General features: G+C 64.7%; 5 protein-coding genes. All 5 read right to left on the reverse strand.

The window, feature by feature from the left end; translation table 11 throughout:
* Nucleotides 1-57: 57 nt before the first annotated feature.
* The 5 genes from fabD to AB3X08_RS12515 all read right to left on the reverse strand — a co-directional run bounded on the left by fabD (nucleotide 58) and on the right by AB3X08_RS12515 (nucleotide 20,753).
* Entirely contained in the window at nucleotides 58-1,902 is a 1,845-nt protein-coding gene (gene fabD / locus AB3X08_RS12495) for an ACP S-malonyltransferase (protein WP_369932928.1), read from the reverse strand.
* Nucleotides 1,903-1,922: 20 nt separating this feature from the next.
* Nucleotides 1,923-2,180 carry an acyl carrier protein gene (locus tag AB3X08_RS12500; RefSeq protein ID WP_369932930.1) on the reverse strand — a complete coding sequence of 86 codons (258 nt, stop codon included), beginning with the start codon at nucleotides 2,178-2,180 and terminating at the stop codon, nucleotides 1,923-1,925.
* A gap of 94 nt (nucleotides 2,181-2,274) precedes the next feature.
* A complete protein-coding gene (locus AB3X08_RS12505; protein WP_369932931.1) occupies nucleotides 2,275-3,504 on the reverse strand; it encodes an aminotransferase class I/II-fold pyridoxal phosphate-dependent enzyme in 1,230 nt (409 codons plus the stop codon).
* 77 nt (nucleotides 3,505-3,581) lie between these two features.
* Nucleotides 3,582-4,568, reverse strand: a complete 987-nt coding sequence (locus tag AB3X08_RS12510; RefSeq protein ID WP_369932933.1) for an NAD-dependent epimerase/dehydratase family protein — start codon at nucleotides 4,566-4,568, stop codon at nucleotides 3,582-3,584.
* Nucleotides 4,569-20,753: an SDR family NAD(P)-dependent oxidoreductase gene (locus AB3X08_RS12515; RefSeq protein ID WP_369932934.1), complete on the reverse strand. Its 16,185-nt coding sequence runs from the start codon at nucleotides 20,751-20,753 to the stop codon at nucleotides 4,569-4,571.
* Between the last annotated feature and the right edge of the window lie 1,602 nt (nucleotides 20,754-22,355).

A 22,355-nucleotide genomic window follows, 5' to 3' on the forward strand; every position in this document is an offset into this window, starting at 1 on the left:
CGAACCGGCTTTCCAGCCGACCCTGTCCATGGTGCGGACCGCAAGGTCCGATACGCTTCAGGCCGCGAGCTTGTCGATCGCGCCAGCGACGGTTTCCGCGTTGCGTCCGAACTGATTGATCGTGGCGATCTGTTCCAGGCGATCGCCATAACCGTATTTGATGAACCCCGACAGCGTGCCGGTGGGGCCGAGATCGACGAAGCGACACGGCCCTTCGGCGGCGATCGCGGCGATCGCGGCGCGGAAATCCACCATCTGGCTGGTCACCTTCCAGTAATGCGCCGGTACGACCCGCTCCAGGCGACCGGCGGTCGCGGAGGAGTACTGCGCGATGGACGGCACCGAGATCGGCACGCCATCGAACATGCGCAGGAACGCCCCCTCGATCGGCGCGAGCAGGGGCGAATGGAACGGATATTCGACCGGCAGGCTCATCGAGACGACGGCCTGGGCATCCAGCCTGCGCCGGGTGTCGTCGATGGCCGCACGATTACCGCTGACGACGAAGTTGCCGTCGAAATTGACGCTGCCGATCACGGTGTCGCGGTAGAGCTCGGGATGGCTGTGGAAATGCCCGACCGGCGCCATTACGGTGAGCATGCCGCCGCCGGCGGCCTCACTGCTGAACACCCCGGCCTGGCGGATCACGGTGCGCATCGCGTGCTCGTGCGACAGCGTTCCCGCCGCGACCGAGGCGGCGTACTCGCCCAGGCTGTAGCCGAGCACGGCGTCCGGACGAATGCCGGCATGCGCCATCGCCTGGGTGAGGCCGTAGCCGATGCTGAAGATGGCCGGATGCGACAGGCCGATATCGGTCATCTCACGTCGTTTGTTCGCTTCGTCGTAAAGCTCGGCGACGAGATCGCGCGAGGTCATCTCCCGATAAATGGCATTGCAAGCGTCCATCGCCTGCCGGAACGCGGCGTTCCGTGCATACAGCTCTCGGCCCATGCCGTAGTACTGCGAGCCCTGTCCCGAGTACATGAAGACGATGCGCGGCTTCGGCGCGATGGGCACCGGCCTCGCGGCGGCGGTCAAGATCATCGGCGCTTTGCGGATCTTCGAGAACAAGCCGCTCAGTACATCGCCCGGTCCGATTTCCCGCAACGCGACCTCGCCCCGCGCGAGCAGCCACGACATGGATTCGTACCAGTTCACCGGATGGCTGATCTGCTCGATCAACTTCGGCAACCACGCCTCACGCGCATGCGGGCGGGCGCTGCGATTGGAAACGACATCGGCGCGCAGCGGATGCAGGCGGCCCTGCTCGGACAGCTGCCCGACGAACTCGGCGTAGGCGCTCTCGACCTCGCGCATATAGCGCGAATGGAAGGCCGCGCTGACCCTCAAGCGCACGAAGCGCGCCCCTGCCTCGGCAAACACCGGCTCGCAGCGATCGATATCCTCGTGCAGACCCGAGATGACGTGCTGACTGTCGGAATTGATGTTCGCGATATCGATGCCGCTCAATCCCGATTGACCCAGGATCGTGCGCACGCGCGCCAGATCCGGCCCGATGATCGCCGCCATGGCGCCGCGTGGCGCCTGCGCCATCAAGGCGCCGCGCTTGGCGACCAATTCGATCCCGGTCGCGAAATCGAATGCGCCCGCAGCAAACAGCGCGGCGAATTCGCCGAGGCTGTGACCGGCGAAGATCGGCGGCACCACCTCGCCCTCGTCGCGCGCCTGCAGAAACGCCAGCGCGGACACCGCGAACAGCGCCGGCTGGGTGTACTCCGTCTGGTTGAGCAAGCCGCCCGGATCCTCCAGGCATAGCTCGCGCAAGGAATAGCCCAGCACCGCATCGGCCTGCGCGACCAACTCCGGATAGCGCGCGAACAACTCGCCGCCCATGCCTTTGTGCTGCGAACCCTGCCCGGGAAACACCCACACCGTCGTCATCGAAGCCGTCCTCTTCCGTCTCAGGCGACGAGCGCGCGGGTATTGAGCTGCGCGCTCAGCACGTCGACGACGTCCTGCAGCGTATAGCGGTCGCGCTTGTCCGAATCGGCGACACGCACGCTCAGGCGCTGCTCCAGCTCATACCAGATCTCCAGCATTTCCCGCGAATCCACGCCCAGATCGCCTCCCAGATAGAAGTCCGGCTCCACCGTATCGACGGTGAACCCGGTGCGTTTGATCTCATTGATGGCGGACAGCACTTCTGCGTACACGTTCATGTCTCTCTCCTCAGCTAACGTTGCGTTCCGGCACAAGACGGCGCTCGCCCGGACCTCGTTGGCGCGTCGCCGCGCGCGAATGACCAAACTGGCGTTAGAGCAACCCCATCTCGCGCGCGGTCGAGGTGATGAGATCGACGGCGGCATCGATCTCTTCTCGCGTGTGCGTGGCCATCACCGACAAGCGCAGGCGCTCGGCACCCGGCGGGACCATCGGGTATTCCATGATGTTGGCGAACAGCCCGCGACGGTACAGTTCCTTGTTCAATCGCCTGACTGCGCCGTCCTCGCCGAAGAACACCGGCACGATTCCTGATTCGCCGCGGGCGATGCGCATGCCGGCCGCCTCCAGGCGATCCTGGATGTAGCGGACATTGGCATGCAGGTTCTCGATGCGCTGCGGCTCGCGCTCCATCACGTCGAGCGCGGCCGAGATCGCGGCGATCGTCGGCTGCGCCAGGCCGGAAGTGAACAGGTACGGATACGAAAAATTGCGCAGCAGGAAGATATGCTCGTTGCTGCCCGACACGAACGCGCCCTGCGCACCGATCGCCTTGCTGCAGGTGGACATGCGCAGGTCGACCTGGCCGAGCAGATCCAGATGCTCCAGCGTGCCGCGCCCGTTGCGGCCGACCGTACCCAGACCGTGGGCATCGTCGAGGATGGTGATCACGTCGTGGCGCTTGCAGATCTCGATATACTTCTTCAGATCGATGATCAGACCGTCGACCGAGCGCACGCCCTCGACCGTAGAGAAGATCTGCGCGCCCGGCTTGGCCTTGGACTTGATCCGCTCGAGAATCCTCTCGAAGCCGTCGAGTTCGTCCGGATCGAAGGTATAGAACGGAACGCCGGCCATCTTGATCGCATTGATCACGCTGGCGTGGCTGTTCTTGTCGTAGACGATCACGTCGTTGCGGTTCATCAGGCCGGCGACCCAACACAGATTGGCCATGTAGCCGCCAGGCAACAGCACCGCATCTTCGTGTTCGGCCAGCTTGGCCAGCCGAAGTTCCAGGTCGCGATGCTGCTTGGTGTAACCGGAGAATGCAGGCGACCCACCGCTGCCAATGCCATACAGCTCGACCGCCTCGATCACTTTGCGCTTCACATAGGGATCGTTCGACAGGCCCAGATAGCTATTGGAACCGAACACCAGCACTTCATTGAAGACTTCGCTGTTGAGTTCCTTGTACTTCATGCGGCGATCGACCGGACCGAAGCCCTGGCGGCCGACCATGTACCCCGCTTCCAGCTCTTTCACATAAGTTTCGTACTGGTGCGCGAGCCGCTCTTTGAAAGGCTTGCGTTCGAGTTCGATCAAAGCTCTTGAGTCCATTTCAGTTCCCTTCCTTCCTGTTAAGTGTCCCTACCGCTTCCGGAGCATCGTCCACGCGAGCCCTAGCCGAAAAATCCGTTGCGCCTGTACCACTCCGCGCTGTCGCGAACCATCGTGTCGATCGGCGCGGAACGGTAGCCGAGCTCGCGCTGGGCCTTGCTCGAATCGAAGTAATACGTACATCCCATCACGCGCATCCGGTACGCCTCGACCGCGGGCCGGCCAGGGACGAACGGGAACCGGCGCTCCTGCAGGGTGGTCTTCAGACGCAACCAGCGGTAATTCGCCTTCGGAATACGCAGCGGCTTTTCCAGCACTTCGCCAATCACGTTTAGGAAGCGAGCGATGCGAATGTTGTCCCCTCCCAACAGATAGCGCTCTCCGGGCCGTCCATGGGACAACGCACTGACATGCGCGCGCCCCACATCGGCCGCGGAACAATAGCTCGCACCACCCGGCGGACTGAAGGGGAGCTGGTCGTAGTGCGCAGCGATCAACAAGCGTCCCCACTGCAGGTTGTGGTCGTAGGCGCCGACCACTTCCGCCGGATTGAGCACAATCGTCTCCAGGCCGCGCGCATTGGCCTCGAGCACCACGCGCTCGGCTTGCTGTTTGGTCGCCGCATACGGGCTGCGCCTGCGGTAGCCGGTGAGCGGCACGGTTTCGTCGGCGACGCGCGAGGCGTCGTCGAAAGCGCCCACCGTCGATGTGGTGCTGGTGTACACCAGCCGGCGCACGCCATTGCGCAAGGCCGCATCGACGACGTTGCGCGTGCTGTGCACGTTGGCCGCCTGCAATATCGGCAGATCGCTCCACTTGCAACTGGTGTTGCCGGCCGTATGAATCACCGCCTCCGCGCCGCGCATGGCCTGCGACAACGCATCCACATCGCCCAGATCGCCACGGACGATCTGCACACCGAACGGCTCCAGGTACTTCGTGTTCGAGTCCGGCCGCACGATGGCGGTGACGCGATGCCCGGCGGCGACCAGCGCAGAGACGATGTTGAGACCGACGAAGCCATTGCCGCCCGTGACGAATACAGTCATTCAAGAACCTTCCGTTGTAATGGCTTTGGCTTCCATGGTCTTCCAGAAGCGTTCCCGGCTCTCGGATTTGGTGCGCATGCCTAACGCGGACGGCATGCGATCGGGGTTGGAGACGATGCCTTCGAGCAGCACGGTGATCTGTTCGAGCAGCATCGCCGCGCTGGCGTGATCGGGTTCGACCGCGCGATACATCAAGCTCAGCTCCAGCGAATCGACATCGATCGCCGCGGCTACTTCCATGCGCGGCCGCAGGCCGCAGGGATACGCTTCCGAGGCAAGGTGGCGTTCGCCGTCCTCGCCCGGCGCGATCGGCGAACCGAAGCTCACAACGCAATCGAACAACTGCTCGCGCCCGACCCACTCGCCGATCCGTTCGATCGTCGTGCAGGCATGGCGATGCTTGCGTAGCAGGGTCGCCTGCAACTCGCCCAGCCATTCGAGCACCTTCTGCCGGCCGACCGTGCGCACCCGCACCGGCAGCAGGACCGGCTCGCCAGCACGATCGGCACCGAGCAGGCCGAACTGGGAATAGCGGGCATTGCTGTAGCGATTGAGCAACACCGCCCAGGCCGCGGCAATCAGGGTTTCCAGCGCGATGCTGTGGCGCGAACCGAAGGCTTGCAGCAGCTGCGTCAGTGCGGGATCGACCACCTCGGACACGACATGCACCGTGCCAGCCCCCTCGCCGCCCGGCGCCGCGGTTTCCAGCGACATGCGTTCGCCCAAGGCGACCACGGTATCGGTCGCGTCGCCCAGGTGGTCGACCCAGTACCGGCGCACCCACTCGTCGTCGGGCTCGTCTGCCGCAGTCCGCACGGATGCGCCTTCGACGTCGGCGGACAGGACATCCGACAAGCGGCGCCATTCCGCGGATTGTTCCGCTGGTGCAGCGAGCTCTTCGGTTCGGCCGATGCCCAGGCAGTCGTCCGCCTCGGCGCCATCCGACCTCGATTGTGCCGAGGATCCGCCGTCCGGGACGACCAGATTACGCAAGTCGCAACGTACCTGTTCGAACGGCGTGCCCGGGAACGAGGCACGCCGGCGCGACTGGCCGTGGTGAATCGCGGGCCAATCGATCGCTGCACCGCGGACCCACAGCTCGGCGAGCTTGTCGAGATCTCGGGCCCGCAGCAACGTGTCAACAAAGCCGTCTCCAGCATCGCCGTTCAGCAAACGCAACACGTCCAGCGAACCATGGGCTTCGATATCGCCGCAGAACACTCCACTACGGCCGCCGGTCTCGCTCGGGTGCTCCAGCGCCGCAATCAGCGCCTGTGCATCGGCAGCAACCACTGCCAGACGATGGCGATAGGCGATACGCCCAACCTGCGAGGCGTATGCGAGGTCGGCGAATGCCGTCTGGGTCAATCCTTGCGCCGCCTGTTCGCGCATGAAGGCGGCAAGCGAACCTGCGTAGGCCTTCAACCCGTCCTGGCTGCGCGCCGACAGCACGAACAGGACCGGCGATGCGACGTTCGGGGCTCCGGCCGGTGCGGACGCATGCGATTCCACGATCACGAACGCATTGGAACCGCCCATGCCGAACGAGTTGATGCCGGCGATACGCGTGCCCTTGGCATTGCGCGGCCATGCGGTCGCCGTATCGGGAAAACGCAGCGCCGAACCGGCATGATCGAAATTGCTGTTGATGCGGCGCAACTTCGCGCAAGGCGCGAATTCGCCGTGGCGCATGCTCAACAACACCTTGATCAGAGAACCGACGCCGGACGCCGCTTCCATGTGCCCGATACCCGCCTTGCTGCCGACCGCGCACCGACCGACCGCGCTGGAAGTACGCCGCAGCGCATTGTCGAGCGCCTTCAATTCGATCGGATCGCCCAGTTCGGTACCGGTACCGTGCGCTTCGATGCAGTCGATGTCGTCGGCGACCAGGCCGGCATCGCGAATGCAATCGGCGGCGGTGTCTTCCATCGCCTGCAGATTCGGCATGAACTGCCCCGGCCCGGTGCCGAAGTGGCCGATACGCGAGGCGCGGATGACACCGTGGATATGGTCGCCATCGGCAATCGCGCGGCTGAGCCGCTTCAGCACCACCACCCCTGCACCCTCGCTCGGGACAAGACCGTTTGCGCCTTCATCGAAGGTCCGTTCCTTGCCGTCGGGCGACAAGACCTTCATGTCGTGCAACAACTGGTACTTGCTCTGATGCAGCGACAGATTGACGCCGCCGACCAAGGCTACTTCGCAGTCGTCGGAAAGAATCGACTGTCGGGCCAGATGCAGTGCGGTCAGCCCGCCCGAGCATGCGGTGGAAACGGTCAGGCTGGGTCCATGGAAATTCATCACGAACGACAGGCGGTTCGACAATTCGCTGGCCACCGAACCCGGACCGATGTACTCGCGGCTAAGCCGCTGCACGTCGGCGGCGATACGGCTGAAGTCGTCGTTCATCGCGCCGACGAATACGCCGACCTTGCAGGCGGCCAAGGCCTGTGGCGTGTACGCGGCATCTTCGACAGCACGCCATGCGGTGCGCAGCAGCACGCGCAACTGCGGATCGGCCTTGTCGGCCTCGGCCTGTGACATGCGGAACAGCTTCGGATCGAACAGCTCGACATCGGACAGGAACCCCCCTGCGTCGGCGATCGACTGGCCCGAACGCGAGCGATAGTCGTTGAGCGAAGATGCGAATCCGCGCGTTGCCGGAACGCTGGTCAGGCAATCGCGGCCCTCGCGCAGATTGCGCCAGAACCGATCCAGGTCGGGCGAAGACGGAAACTCGCCGGCCATACCGATGATCGCGATGGCTTCGGCTGCGGCGGCGGGCGCGCGTCCGTTCGGCAACCGCTTGGAATGCGTTGGCGCCGCCGTCTTCTCGCGGGCCGGAGTCGGCAAGGCCGGCGCTGCGCTGGCGTCGCGAGTCGGGACTGCGGCTGCCACCGCACCGGCATCGGGGAAGAGCTGGCGCACCGCTTCCGGATGGCGAGCAAGCAGATAGTGCGCGAGCTGAGCGGCACTGTCGTATTCGAACAGCGCGGTCTTCGGCAGTTCGGCGAAATCCGCGCGCAATGCGGTGTGCAATTCGAGCATCAACACCGAATCCATCCCGCACTGCTCGAAGCTGGTGCGCGAGCAGATGGCCGAAACCTGGGTCTTGGTGACCGCGGCCATACGTTGCTTGATGAGGTGTTCAACCTCGCTACCCAACGCGGCGTCGACCGTGCCCGCATCCGCTGCACGTTGCTTGGCTGGCGTCACTTTTGGCTCGGCGCGCACAGTGAGCTTGGTTGCAACCGGCGCAGTGTCGCGCATCGTGGGCCTGGCATCGGCCATACGCATCGCAGCGGTGCGCTCGACCGTGGCCGGCGTGTCCATCTGCGGCTCGACACCCTCTGCCAGACGCAAGGTCTTCGCAATGCGCTGCGGGTCGCCGACGGTCACCAGCACACGGCCCTGCGCCGAACGCAACAGCGTGCCGAGGATCTCCAAGCCTTCGGCCTCGTTCAGCGCCTGCATGCCGGAGAACCCGAACACCACCGAATCGCCCCCTGTGATTTCCATACCGCCGGTCGCCCACAATGGCCAGCCGATCGACAGGCTGCGGCCCTGACGCAGTCCGCGGGCGCGCTGCGCCTCGCGCCACAGCGCATAGCCGTCCATGAAACGGTTGCCGGCAGCATATGCGCCGGATCCCAGATCGCCGATCAGCGCCGAGACCGACGAGAATGCGACGAAGAAATCCAGCGGCAACAACGCGGTCGCGCGGTCAAGCGCGATCAAGCCGTCGACCTTGGGCGCGAGCAGCGCGTTGAAGCCCACATCGTCGAGTTCGAGAATGGAGCGATCGCTGGCGGCGCCGGCGCAGTGAACGACGCCACTTAGGCCGCCGAGTTCACGTTCGGCCACCGCCACCAATGTCGCAACCGCCATCGGATCGGCGATATCGACGCTGCGGTATTCGACGTGCGCGCCGAGCGCACGGATCGCATCCAATATCCCGCACGCGCTCGCCGGCACCTCGGCCGAGCGACCGCACAGCAGCAGCCTCGCCCGGCACTTGGTGGCCAACCAATGCGCCACCGCCAGACCGAGCTTGCCCGCGCCGCCGGTGATCAGATACGTGCCGGCGTCGCGCAAGGGCAATGCGGCGCTCGCATCGTGCGCGGCCATCGGCAGGGCGCGCAGGGTACGGCGATGCCGGAGGCCGCCGCGCCAGGCGATTTCGCTGGCGCCGAAGCCGGCATCCACGTCCAGTTCGTCGACGATCGTCCGCGCACACACATCGATCCCATCTCGATCTTCGCTGAGTGTGGACAGTTCGAAGCGATGATTGGCCATCAACAGCGAACGGGCATATCCGATGATCGCCTCGTGTTGCGGCTGGACGTCGCCGTGGTCGCGATAGGCATATAGCAGCCGCACCGCGGCGCCGGGATTGATCCGCTCCGAGGCGACGAACAACTGGCGTACCGACTGCAGCCCACGATGCAAAGCGCTCGCGCCGATGCCATCGGCCGACCATGCGCCATCGGGCGTGCCGTTCCAGATCACGATGCGCTCCGGCAGCAGATCGCGATCGCGCAGGGACTCGAACAGAGCCCATGCACTCGCGGCATTGAACGGATCGAACCGATCCGGCGCGGACACATCTTCCCCATGTACGGCGAATGCAACCGCAATGCCGCGATCGCCCTCGGGCAACGCGCGAACCACACCTTGCGCAAGACCCATGTCGTCGGCGACCACCAATACCGTACGTGCGGCGCGGTGTGCCGTTGCGACCGGCGCTGGCGGCGCCGGCAACCAGTGATCGTCGAAGAACTGCACCGCGCGGGCCTGCGCCTCCTGACGCACCAGCGCACGGCCACTGAATCCGTGCAATTTCGCCAGCACGCGTCCATCCGCGTCGGTCACCAGGATGTCGTACTTGTACGCGGTCGCCTCGGTAATGGGTACCAAACCAGGCGGCAGTGCGGCCGCCAGCGCGTCGCGACTGCGCACGACATGCGCATAGCAGGTTTCGGTCAGCGGGTGGCGAATCTCCAGTTCGTCCAGTGCGAACGGCACGATCGGCACGACCGGATTGCCGCTGGTGGCCACCTCGACCGCCAGCCCGGCGCGCAGCACAGCATCGAGCAAGGAAGGGTGCAGACCGAATTGGCTGAGGCCCGAGCGCAGATGCACCGGCAGGCGCAGTTCGCATAGCGCGCCTTCGGCCAGGCGATAGCGAGCCTGGGTCACCTTGAAAGACGGGCCGAAATGGAAGCCCATGCGGCGGAAGGCGGAGTAGATCTCTTCCTGATCGCGTTCGATGCGCGTCCCGCGTGCGACGATGGCCGGGATATCCAGCCATTCGTCGACGACCTCGTCTCCGGAATCCTGAAACACCAGCTCGCCGTCCGCGCAGATCGCCGCATCGGACTCGCGCAGGACATCGAATTGCAGTCCGGCCTCGTCGCTGTGCATGCGGATCGTCAGCGCATCGGGCATGCCGGCAATTTCGAAAGGCTGGCGCCAGGCGAAATTGCGGATCCGCGACACACGCCAACCTTCACCCGCCGCAAGGTCGCCGGCCGCACGCGCCATTTCCAGATAGGCAACGCCGGGCAGAATCTTGCGGTCGCGATCGGTATGGACGATGTGGTCGCGCAGATAGAACTCCTGACCATCGAAGCGCTTGCGATAGATCTGCGTGGCGAGCGTGGACAGGTTGCGATCGATCAGCGGATGCGGAGCGTCGGCAACCGCGTCCCCTCGCTTTTCGTCGACCCAGTAGCGCTGCGTGACAAACGGCATGGTCGGGAACGGCACACGGCGCGGTCGGGCGCTACCGGCGTCGACCGGATACAGGGCGTCGACATAACGTGTCCAATCCACGTCGAGCATCGACACCCAGGCACGTGCCAACTGCAGCAGGCGGCCGCCGGCGATCAAGGTACGGATGATCGCGTCGCGCTCGCCTACCTCGACGATCGCTTCGAGCTTCTCGCCTTGCCGTCGCGGTGAACCGCGCAGCACGCCCTCGATGCTGGAGCCGGCGCGACACGCGCGCAACGCGTTCAACAGCTCGGCAACGCTGGTCGCGACGATCGCGAGGCGCTCGTCCATCGTCTCGCGACCGATCTGCGAGGAATAGGCGAGCGAACGAAGGTCCAGGCCGACGTCCGGATCTCCGCCGCGCTCCAGGAACGCGATCATGCGATCGACGTAGCGCATCAGGCGCTCTTCCCCATCGGCCGACAGCACGAACAGCACCGGCCGACCGTCGGCGACCGCCGGCGCGGTCCGCGGATGATCCTCGATCAGGCAATGCGCGTTGGCGCCGCCCGCACCGAAGGAACTCAAACCGGCGCGACGTGGGCTGCGCGAGCCGCTCGCGATCCACGGCTCCTGTTGCTGAACCACGCGGAAAGGAGCCTGGGTGAAATCGATGTTCGGATTCGCCGGCGAAGCATGCAGGGACGGCGCGATGGCGTCGTGGCGGAACTGCAGCAGGATCTTGGTCAATCCGGCGATGGCCGCAGCCGACTCCAGATGGCCGACGTTGGACTTGACCGAACCGATGCGACACTTCTCGCGGTTCGATTCCGCAACGCCGAAGGATGCGGAGGCCGAATCGAACGCGCGGCTCAGCCCGGCGATCTCGATCGGATCGCCCAGGGACGTGCCGGTACCGTGAGCTTCGATGTAATCGATGCTGCGCGGATCCCAACCGGCGCGGCTGAGCGCCTTGCCGATCACATTGGTCTGCTCGACCTGATTCGGCACGGTGTAGCCGTTGGTCTTGCCGCCGTGATTGAGACTGGTCGCTTTGATCACGCCGTAGACATGGTCGCCGTCCTGGATCGCCTGACTCAAACGCTTGAGCATCACTGCGCCGACACCCTCCCCCGGCACGTAACCGTCGCCGTCGGCGCCGAACGCGCGGCAGCGACCGTCGCTGGACAGGAACTGCGCGGCGGACAACTTCTGGTACTTGTTGGGATGCACGATCACGTTGACGCCGCCGGCGATCGCCATGTCGCAATCACCGTTGTGGATGGCGCGACACGCCAAATGGATCGCGGTCAGCGAGGAGGAGCACATCGTATCGACGGCCATGCTCGGGCCGTTGAAATTCATGAAGTACGAAACGCGGTTGGCGATCGAGGAGAATGGTGGATTCGGCCGCCCCGACTTGAGCTGCTCCTCGGTAACGTCGATCTGAGCGTAGTAGCCCCACATCACCCCGACGTACACGCCGACAGACCGGCCCTTGAGCGATTGCCGGGTCTGGCAGGCGTCCTCGACGCATTCCCACGCGGTCTGCAGGAACAAGCGCTCCTGCGGGTCGATCAGTTCGGCCTCACGCGCGGAAATATTGAAGAAACGCGCGTCGAACTGATCCACGTCGTCGACGAATCCGCCCCACTTGCTGTAGACCGCGCCCTTGAGCGTTCGGTCGGGGTGGAAGTAACGGCCATGGTCCCACCGCGACAACGGAATCTCGCTGACGCTGTCGCGGCCGGCCGAAAGATTCTGCCAGAACGCGTGCAGATCGTTCGCGCCAGGATAGCGGCCGCTGAGGCCGACGATGGCGATGTCTTCCGGCTCGAAGCGATCCGCGTCGCCACGCAGACGGCGGAATTCGCTCGGCGCGGCAAGCCCGCGCCGTCTTGCGGGCATGGAATCTCGCGCGTTCGCTTGCGCATGCGTTTCCGTACCGATCTTCTCAGCGCGTCCGTCCCGCCACTGCAGTTCTGCGGCCCAATCGGCCAGCGTGTCGTGACGGTAGGGAGCGGACGCGTCCACACCTTCAAAATCCTGCGCCAGGGCATGCAGCACAGTGAGGATGTTGACCGCGTCCAGCGGCCAATGCGCGATCGGCGTGTCGACGCTGCAGTTCGCGGCTTCCGCGCCGAGAATCCGCCGCAGTTGCCGGAACAGATGGTCCCGAACTCCCATGTCGTCGCTTTCCGCGGCCATCGGCGCCTCGCCGCTCGCGCTGGCGGAGACGATGGATGCTGTCAGCGCGACTGCGGGGCTGGCTCCGGCCAAGAACTGGGCGGCCTCCGGGAAGGTCTCGGCCAAATGCTCGGCCAAACTGGCGACGTCCTGGTACTCGAAGAACAGCGTTTTGGAGACGGCGCCGAAGGCCGCTTCCAGCCGTCCGGTCAGCTTGACGATCATCACCGAATCGATGCCGTAGTGCTCCAACGGCGCGTGCGGATCGATGTCGTATGGACCCAGACCAACCGTTTCCGCCAGAACGCGACGCAAGAACTCCTGCGCGGCCCGCCTGGGCGCATCGACGGAGAGAAGCGGAGCTTGCGCCACAACGGCGGCTTGCGTCGTCGACACGTGTCCGTCGATGGCCGGCGCCATCGCGCGCAACGCCTCGGCGTGATTTTCCGCGAGGTAGTCGGCGATGCCGGACAATTCCTGGTACTCGAAGAACAGCGTCTTGGGCACTTCTCCGAAACGCAGCTCCAATTCGCGATTCAAGGCCGCGATCATGACCGAATCGATGCCGTAGTTTTCCAGCGACGCATGCGGATCGATCTGCGCTGGCGCAAGCTTGGTGACATTGGCAAGCAATTCGACCAGACGCGAGGTCGCGATCGCCTGCAGCGCTTGCGTATCAACCGTGCTCGACGTTGCCGCAACCACCGAAGACTGCATCGTCGCCGGCAAGGCCTTGGCCATCACCGGCTTCGGTGTCGTACGACCGCGCGCGAGCAGTGACAGTTGCGGTGCGGACTGAATGGTGAGCTGCTCGATGCGCACCAGTACCCGGCCCTGCGCATCGCACACGCTCAGGTCGAAGTGCGATTGCTCCGGCGTCGTAGCCCCGTGCACGATCGCGCTCCTGCGCGCATGCACGAGCACCTGTTCGCCCGGGATCGCGAGAATCTCGATCCGGCGCAACCGCACCGGCACGCGGATGCCATCGGCGCTCGCATTGAATCCGCCGACGCCGAGACTGACCCGGATGGCGCCGTCGATCAATGACGGATGCAGCACGAAATCGCCCGCCTTCACCCCTACGCTATGCGGCAGACGCAATAAACCCAGTGCCTCGTCGGCGTTGTGACGCAGGCTTTTGAAGACCTGGAAGCTTTCGCCAAAGGCGAAGCCCATGGACGAGAACACGGCCTCCACATCGACGCCGTCGAGCGCGACCGTTCGGGCCGCAATCGCGGCCAGGTCCACGCCTGCAACCTCGCCAGCGCCGAAAGCATCGCCAAGCACGATCGCACCATCGGCATACGGCTGTTGCGCGTCGCCGCCGACGGCGTCGATAGCGAACGCAACGGCCCCACGTTCAGGCAGCAGCGAAATCCGCACGGGTTGCGGCGCATCGTTGACGATGATCGGCCTGTACCAATGCACATCCTCGATCGCCGCCACCACGCGGCCGGGCGCGGCCAGCCGCGCCGCCTGCAAGGCCAGTTCGAGATACACCACGCCCGGCAGGACCCGGTTATCGCCTAAACGATGATCGCGCAGATAGAACGCATCGGGGTGGAACGTCTTCAGGAAGGCCTGTTCTTCCAAGGTGGACACATTGGCGTCGATCAACGGGTGCAATGCGGCAATGCCGCCCTCGCCGCTCGCGCCGACGTCAGCCGTCTCGATCCAGTAACGCTGACGTTGGAAGGCGTACCCCGGCAATGGCACGCGCCGCCTGCCGCCGGCGACATGCAACGCCCGCCAGTCGACCGATACGCCGTCCACCCAGGCCTGCGCCAAAGCGGCTAGATCGCGAGCAGCAAGTGATTCCGCCAACCGTGCCGCGGCGGCGGCGGCGCGCGCGGCTATCGCAGGGTCGCGTTTGGCGGTATCGCGATGGCCGGACCAGGCTTGCGTGGCGAGCATGCCCTTCTCGGCATACAGGCGCAGCGCATCCAGCGACTCGCGCCGCGATGCAACCACGAACGCGACGCGGACTTCCATCGCGATGCGGCCGATCTGCAAGGTATATGCCGCATCCTGCAAACCGATGGTCGGATCGTCCTGCAAACGTTGGGCCAGCCCGGCGGCCATTTCGCGCAAGGCGCTGTCGCGGCGCGCGGACAGCACGACGACGACCGGCGCCTCGGGGTCGGAATTGCCGCGAACTTCCTCGATGTATTCTTCGACGATCAGATGGCCGTTGCTGCCGCCGGCGCCGAACGAGCTGATGCCCGCCAGCCGCGGCAATTCCCTGCGCATCCCGGCCTGTTCGACGACCGGACGCAACCAGGGCTGCAAGCTGCGCTGCACCCGGAACGGGCTGTGCGCGAAATCGATGTAGGGATTGGGGGTATCGGAATGAATCGACGGCACCAGACTGCGATGCCGCATCTGCAGCAGCACCTTGGTCAAGCCGGCGATGCCGGCCGCCGCTTCGAGATGGCCTAGGTTGGACTTGGCCGAACCGATCGCACAGTACTGATGCTCGCTTTGGGCGAAGGCCTTGGTCAGCCCTGCGACCTCGATCGGATCGCCCAGGCTCGTGCCGGTGCCATGTGCCTCGACATAGCTGATATGGCGCGCATCCACGCCCGCCGCATCCAGCGCGTCCTGTACCAGCGCCGCTTGACGCTTGGGATTGGGCACGGTGAAACCGGAAGCCTTGCCCCCATGGTTGATCGACGAGCCGCGGATGATGCCGTAGATGTGGTCGCCGTCGCGACGCGCCTGAGCGAGGGATTTCAACACCACGGCGCCGACGCCTTCGCCAGGCACATAGCCGTTGCCACCCTCGCCGAAAGCGCGGCAGCGGCCGTCGCTGGACAGGAAATGCATGTCCGAGAGCAGGTTGTACTTGTTCGGATGCAACGACAGGTTGACCGCGCCGGCGATGGCGACGTCGATCTCGCCCGCGCCGATCGCCTGACAGGCGAGATGGATCGCGGTCAGCGAGGACGAACAGGCGGTATCGATGGTCAGACTAGGACCGGAAAAATTGAACTGATACGAAACCCGATTGGCCACGGCCCAATAGAAGCTGTGCGGAACCACCCAGCTGTCGCGCGGGCGGTCCACGCCGTGCAGCTGGTAATCGCCCCACATCAAACCGGCATAGACGCCGACCGGGTTTTCGCGGTGGCCACGCGCCTGCGCCAGCGTGTCCGGCGTATACCCGGCATCTTCGATCGCGTGCGAGGCGATCTCCAGGAAAAGGCGTTCGTTTGGATCGATGTTCTCCGCTTCCTTGGGCGAGATATTGAAGAACAGCGGATCGAACTGATCGACGCCGCGCAGGAAGCCGCCCCACCGGCTGTAGCTGTTGGCGCGCGTCGCTTCGCCCGGCTGGAAACGGAACTTCGCCGCCAGATCCGGCCTGTCGGCGGGAATTTCCTCGACGCAGTCGCGGCCCAGTCGCAGGTTGTCCCAGAATGCGTCCAGCGTTTCCGCTTGCGGATAGCGGCCTGCCAGACCGATGATCGCAATGTCGTCGCGGTGCGGCGGGGATAGGGACCCGGCGGCGCGGCTGCGGGTCGGCGATGACACCGCGTAGGCCGCAGCACGCCCGGACTCGTGCGCGACGACCGGCGCAGGCGGCGGGTTCGATGCAGCGTCTGCGCCCCTTGCCGCGGCGATCTCGACCACGGCTTGCGTAGGACGCGCAATCGCGCGGCACCGGTCCGGATGCTGTTCGATGAAGTACGCGCTGAGTTCGCCCAGCGTCTGGTATTCGAAGAACAGGGTTTTCGGCAGCGTGCCGAAGGATTTTTCCAGATCGGCGATGAGATCGATCATCACCACCGAATCGAAACCGTAATCCTTGAACGAGCGGTCCGGCTCGAAGTCGGCGGAAATACCGAGCTGGGACGCGAACAAGTTCGCAAGAAAACGCGATACAGGCGCGCGCCAGGCGGAAGGGGCCTCATCGATGTGGCTCTCGTCGGCGCCCGGCGCAACGGCGGCGATCGCGGCGGCCGCCGACTGGCGATCCTCGGCGATCACACCGAGCACCTCACGCACCTTGTCGATATCGCCGGCCGGCATCACCACGACTTGCGGCTGCGCTTGCGCGATCGCGTAGTCCAGCACTTCGATACCGCGCTGGGTCGTCAACGGCACGATCCCGAAACTGCGTTGCAGCGCTTCTTCTTCCTTTTCGCCAAGACGCATGCCGCCGTCCTGCCAGTACGGCCAGTTGATCGATATCGACTTGCCGCTGCGTTGGCCGTTCGCGACCAGCGTCTCGCGCATCGCCGAAAACGCGTCCTCGAACGCGTTGCCGAACGCATAGTCGCACTGCCCGACATTGCCCAGCACGCCGGTGACGGATGAAAACAGCACGAACAGGTCCAGCGAGTCGTGTTGCGTTTCCTGATCCAGGCACCAGACACCCAGGGTCTTGGGCGCGATGACGCGCGCGAACGCCTCCGCGGACTTGCGCAGCAGGAAATCGTCTTCGATGACCCCGGCCGAGTGCAGCACGCCGTTCAGCACTTGATCGCGCCGGTGCAGATCCGCGCGGATCGCCGCAAAGACCTGCCGGACGTCATCGCGATCTGTGATGTCGCACGCGAAATACATCGCGCGACCGCCCAGGCCGGCCAATGCCTCCAGCGCCGGCCGTTGCGCTTCGGACAGCGGCTTGCGGCCGGTCAGATACACCGTGGCCCGATAGCGCTCGCACAGATGGCGGGCGACGATCAGGCCGAGCGCACCGAGCCCGCCGGTAATCAGATAGGCGCCCTCCGTTCGAAAGCCTGTGCTGCCCGAATGCGCCACGGCCGGGAGCGCGCTCGAATGCACGGGTGCGAACCGGCGCGTCTCGCGCAGGCTGTTGCGATAGCGCACATCGGTGACCTTGTCGGCCGCGAGCAACTCGTCGACGACCAGGTCGGCCCAGCTAGCGCTATCGGCCGGGCATTGCACGACGCGTCCGCTGAAGCTGGGCTTTTCGATCGCCAGCGTCTTGTAGAACCCGCCCAGCGCGACGACGTCGACGCCACCCAGACCGTTGCGATCGGGCGCGCCGTCGCGGTCCTGCTGGTTCAAATGCACAAAACGCGCGCGCTTTGGACCGCGCAACATTGCCTTGACCAGCGCGAACACCGTGCGCGCGCCGACATCGATGCGCGCCTGCACCGACAGGTTGCTGTTTGGCTTCGGCGCGATCCAAACAAAGTATTCCAATTGCAAGTCGCGCGCTTTCCAGGCTGCGATCACGGCCTCGGCATCGGCGAGCGAACCGGCGCGAAGGGCCCTGCCCTGCTCTGCCGGCGCCAGGTCGGCGTCCGCGGCCAGGATCGGCAAGCGTTCGAAACGCGTGCCGGCGAACCGCGGGGATCGTGTGAGCACCGCATGCAGGCTGTCTAGATCGTCCCGCTCGCCGATCATCACCACCGTCGCAGGCGCCTGCGACGCGCGTGGCACCGCCGCCTGCGCCCACAGCGGCGCGTACAGATCGCCGGCAATCGATTCGGGCGGAACGCGCATCGCAGAAGCCTTGGGACCCTGCGCAGACGAGGCCTGCGCTACGCGTGGCCGCAAGCTCAATCCACGGAATGCCAGGCGCACGCGGCCGACGGATTGGCCAGGTACGCACTCGATCAGATCGATATCGAGCCGGGGAATCCGCTCGCTGCCGGACGAGGTCGGCGCGAATCGCGCCCAGGCGTAGAGCTCGGTCGCACCCGAATTGGAACCCGTCCCCGCACCCACAACATCCAGACGATCCAAGGCGAACGGCAGGCACGGCGCATGCGCGTGCGGCGGCGCGTTGGTCGCGTCGATGGCGGACGCGAGTACGACCGCCGCCTGCAGCGCAGCATCGGCAGTACTCGGATGCACGACAAAGGCCGGGTGGCCGGCCGCAAGCTGCATGGGCACCACGATCCGCGCCAGGCATTGGTCGGCGCCGAGGCGTACATCGGCGATCGCCTGGTGCGTCGGTCCGTACTGCAGCTGCAAGCCCGCCAGCCCACGGTAGCACGTGACCGAATCGACGAGGCCGGCCGTGCAGTCGCTGCCGATCGCCCCGATATCCACCAGCATTTCGCTGGCATCCCGATCGACGTCCAGGCAACCCTGGCAGTACACCTGCGCCGACTCCCGCGTTTTCGCGTCAACCACGCGAAAACGTAGACGAGCCGGGTCGGCGTCCTGTGCCATACCGTCACCGGATGCGTCCAACTCCAATTCGACCGATACAGCAGCGTCCATCACTTCGAGCGGACGCTGCCAGACCACGTCGTGCAAGCTGACAGTGAGCGCTGCACGCGCATCCGCAGCATCGGCGAGCGCGAGATCCGCGGCGGCACGCGCCATTTCCAGGTACGCGACGCCAGGCAGGATCGATCGGCCGTCGACGACGTGATCGGCAAGGAAGAATTCGCGACCATCGAAGGTCGAGCGGAAGCGCTGCTGGCCGAGAACGGACACGTTCTGGTGGAGCAGCGGATGCAGGCGGGTTTCGGGCTGGGTCTCGGCGCGCAAATCCGCTGCGATCGGCGCGGGCGTCCAGAAGGCGGCGCCTTTGAAGGGGTAGCCAGGCAGACGCACTGGCTGCGCCGATACGCCAGCGAACAGCGGCGCCCACGACAGCTTCGCGCCGGCGCGGAAAGCGTTCGCCAGGATGCGCAAAGCGTCGCTTCGCGCTTGCTTTTTCAGCTTTGACCATTTCGACAGCAACGCCTCGGCGTCCACACTTTCGGGCATGGACACGTCATGCATGGTCGCATCCATCGCCTGATTCAATGCATCCAGCAATGCAGCCGGGCTATCCACCACGCAAGCGAACCGGCAAGCCAAGGCATCGCGGCCCAATAGCAACGTCCGGCTGACATCGATCGGCCGCGTGCGTCCCGCATCGTCCCGCGCCCAATCGCGCAGTGCCGCGATGCGTCGCTGCAAGGCGGGTGCAGTCTTGGCCGACAAGGCGATCAACACGGGTTCATCGCTGCGAACACGACCGGAGCCGCGCCCGACCGGCGCCGCCGGCGCCTCTTCCAGAATCACGTGGGCATTGGTGCCGCCGAACCCGAACGAACTCACGCCGGCGCGCAACGGTTGCCCCGGCGCGGGCGGCAGCCAGGGGCGGCTGTCATCGAGGACATAGAACGGCGTGTCGTCGATCGCGATGCGGTGGTTGAGTCGGGCGAAATTCTGGAACGGTGGCAGGCGACGATGCCGCATCGCCAGCAATACCTTGATCACGCCGGCCACGCCTGCGGCGGCCTCGAGATGGCCAATATTGGTTTTCACCGAACTCACGCCGCAGTACGCCGAAGGCAGTTCGATGCCCTGCTTGCGCGCCAGGCCGCCAAACGCCTGCAGCAGGCCTTCGAATTCGATCGGATCTCCCTTCGGCGTGCCCGTGCCGTGCAGCTCGACGAATCCCAGACTGTCGACGGCCACGTCGGCGCGCTCGTGCGCGGCCATGATGACCTCGGCCTGCGCCTGCGGACTCGGATAGGTCAAGGTATAGGTGCTGCCGCAATGATTGACCGCGGTGCCCTTGATGACGCCATGGATCGCGTCGCCATCGGCGATGGCGCGCTCCAGCGGCTTGAGCAGCAAAAACGCCGCGCCTTCGCCGCGCACGTAGCCGTCGGCAGCATCGTCGAAGGTCTTGCAGATGCCGCTCGGCGACAGCATCCCCATCTTCGAGAACGAGATATGGCGGGTCGGCGTCAACATCAGATTGATGCCGCCAGCGAGCGCCATCTCGCAATCGTCGTACTGCAGGGCTTGGATCGCGCTGTGGATCGCGTTGAGCGAACTCGAACACGCCGTATCGATCGGCACGCTGGGCCCGCGCAAGTCGAAGTAATGCGACACGCGATTGGCGATCACCGCCGTCGCGGTACCGGTGGAGTGATGCGCTTCGATCGAAATCTCGTCGCGCTCCTGCAGCTCCTTGTAGTCGTGATTGAAGACGCCAACGACAACGGCCACCTTGCGTCCGCGCACGCCCGAAGGCGCCACGCCCGCGTCTTCCATGCAATTCCAGGCGAGCTCAAGCATGATCCGCTGCTGCGGATCCATGGACTGCACCACCTTTGGCAGGAAACCGAAGAACTCATAATCGAACGCGTCGACCGCGTCGATGAATCCGCCCCATTTGCTATCGGTCTTATTGACCGTGTGCTTCGGATCGCCCCATACGCTGCGCCAATCCCAGCGCTGCGCTGGAATCTCGGTCACACTCGACTTACGGTCAATCAAATTCCCCCAGAACGTCGTACTGTCGTTCGCCCCTGGAAATCGAAACGCCATCCCAATAACTGCGGTATCCATATCGCTCTAGGCATCCTGTCTGCATCGCGATCGCGATCGCCGTCTCTCCCCATACAAGAGACTGGCAATATCCTTCTGCCCCCACAGAGGATCGTTCGAATGTGACGAACTTCCGCGAAATTATTTTTGCTTGATATCACAAAGCGGGAAATACCCCGTAGACAGATGCTGAGCATTCACGTGAATGCGACGTCCAATGCATGTCGAACTGGCCTGCAAAACGCATCCGCAGCTTGCCCACACGGCACCGCAGGTTCGCTCGACCGCACAGCGATGGCGAAAAAATCGCCAACTCGATAGCTTGCGAGCGACGCGCGCAATGCTGCGCGTCGCTTGAGGCGACCACGGGCAACGGCCGGTTGAAAATTTTTCGGTGACTATTCGCTTGATTGTGTCGTGGACCCCACCGGGAATCAGCGACTTGGCAAGACGTCCACCACTTCTTTGCACACCACCGCGTCGCGCTGATGGGCTCTGCCGATACCAAACGCCAAGGGGGCACCACGCTGGTCGTAGGCAGGTGCGTTTACCGCCGAGCCTGCCGCGATCAGCAGCCGCAATCATTCATTCGCGAACTGCGTTGTCTACTACTTCACGCTGATGTGGCGAGCCTTCCAATGGCGTCGTGTCCAATTGCGATGACGGCCAAGAGGACGGGCATCGGCCATGCCTTTGAAGTGAATCCGTTTCGTGCGCATGGATTGGTTCTGAGAGCCGGCAGCCATGTCCCGTGTACTTCCCACATCCGCCCGTGACTGTCTCCGGCCTCCGGCGCACATCTTCGTGTCCCGCGCGCTGCGCCCGCCTACACCACCGCCCAGCGCCCTGATATCCAGATTGATCAGGTGTGCGAGATGGCGGTTTGGCCTGCAGGACGATCCGGGCGTCAGGCCGAGATCTGGAATCGCCAGCTGCCTTGCGCTGCTTCGCGCTCCTATCAGCCCAGCTTGACGAAGTCGGCGCGCCCTGCCACTCACTCGCTGGACACGTTAAGGCGCCGTCCTAGTCCATTCAGTCGAAGTGGAAGAGCGGATGCCGTAAGCCCGCAAGCTCAAGGTACGCAATCGCACCGGACCGGGCGCTGGCGTAGAGCGGATCAGCGGCACCACGAGCCGCGTTGCCAGTCGCAAGCTTGAAGTTCGTCAGGCCGAAGACGCGTTTGCGCTGGCCTGAGGGCGCCGTAGTTCGTCATCCACTGCTTTTCAACTACTTGCGACGGAGAGGATGACCGGGAGTTGGCCGCTCCTGCGCGATGTCGCATACAAATCATCCAGAACATCTGCCCGCGTCGGCGCGTTACCAGTCCTGGAATGTTCTTACCACCGCCTTCCATCAGAGCAGCCCTCCCCTTTCGCCCTAGTCCAGGGTGGACGCACTCTGGACGGTTTGACGCGTCAGGACTCACCGGCAATTTCATGCCCTTGAGGGTGACTCGAGAAAGGCGTTCCCAGCGCCACTGGAGTTCTGGTCCGTTGCGTGTGCAAGCGGCCATCCCTGATTGGCTGCAACGGCAACGCCTAGCCAACGCGGCGGCGCGCTCATGTCGTGCCGCGCGTTTGACCACCTTGCGGCCAAGCACGCCAGCAGATCGCGGAATTCGCA

The organism is Xanthomonas sp. DAR 34887, assembly GCF_041245805.1.
Classification (GTDB): Bacteria; Pseudomonadota; Gammaproteobacteria; order Xanthomonadales; family Xanthomonadaceae; genus Xanthomonas_A; species Xanthomonas_A tesorieronis.

What these genes read in the sequence shown, in the direction of transcription:
- fabD (WP_369932928.1), bottom strand. Translation starts at nt 1,902, where the DNA reads ATGACGACGGTGTGGGTGTTTCCCGGGCAGGGTTCGCAGCACAAAGGC.
- AB3X08_RS12500 (WP_369932930.1), bottom strand. Translation starts at nt 2,180, where the DNA reads ATGAACGTGTACGCAGAAGTGCTGTCCGCCATCAATGAGATCAAACGC.
- AB3X08_RS12510 (WP_369932933.1), bottom strand. Translation starts at nt 4,568, where the DNA reads ATGACTGTATTCGTCACGGGCGGCAATGGCTTCGTCGGTCTCAACATC.
- AB3X08_RS12515 (WP_369932934.1), bottom strand. Translation starts at nt 20,753, where the DNA reads ATGGATACCGCAGTTATTGGGATGGCGTTTCGATTTCCAGGGGCGAAC.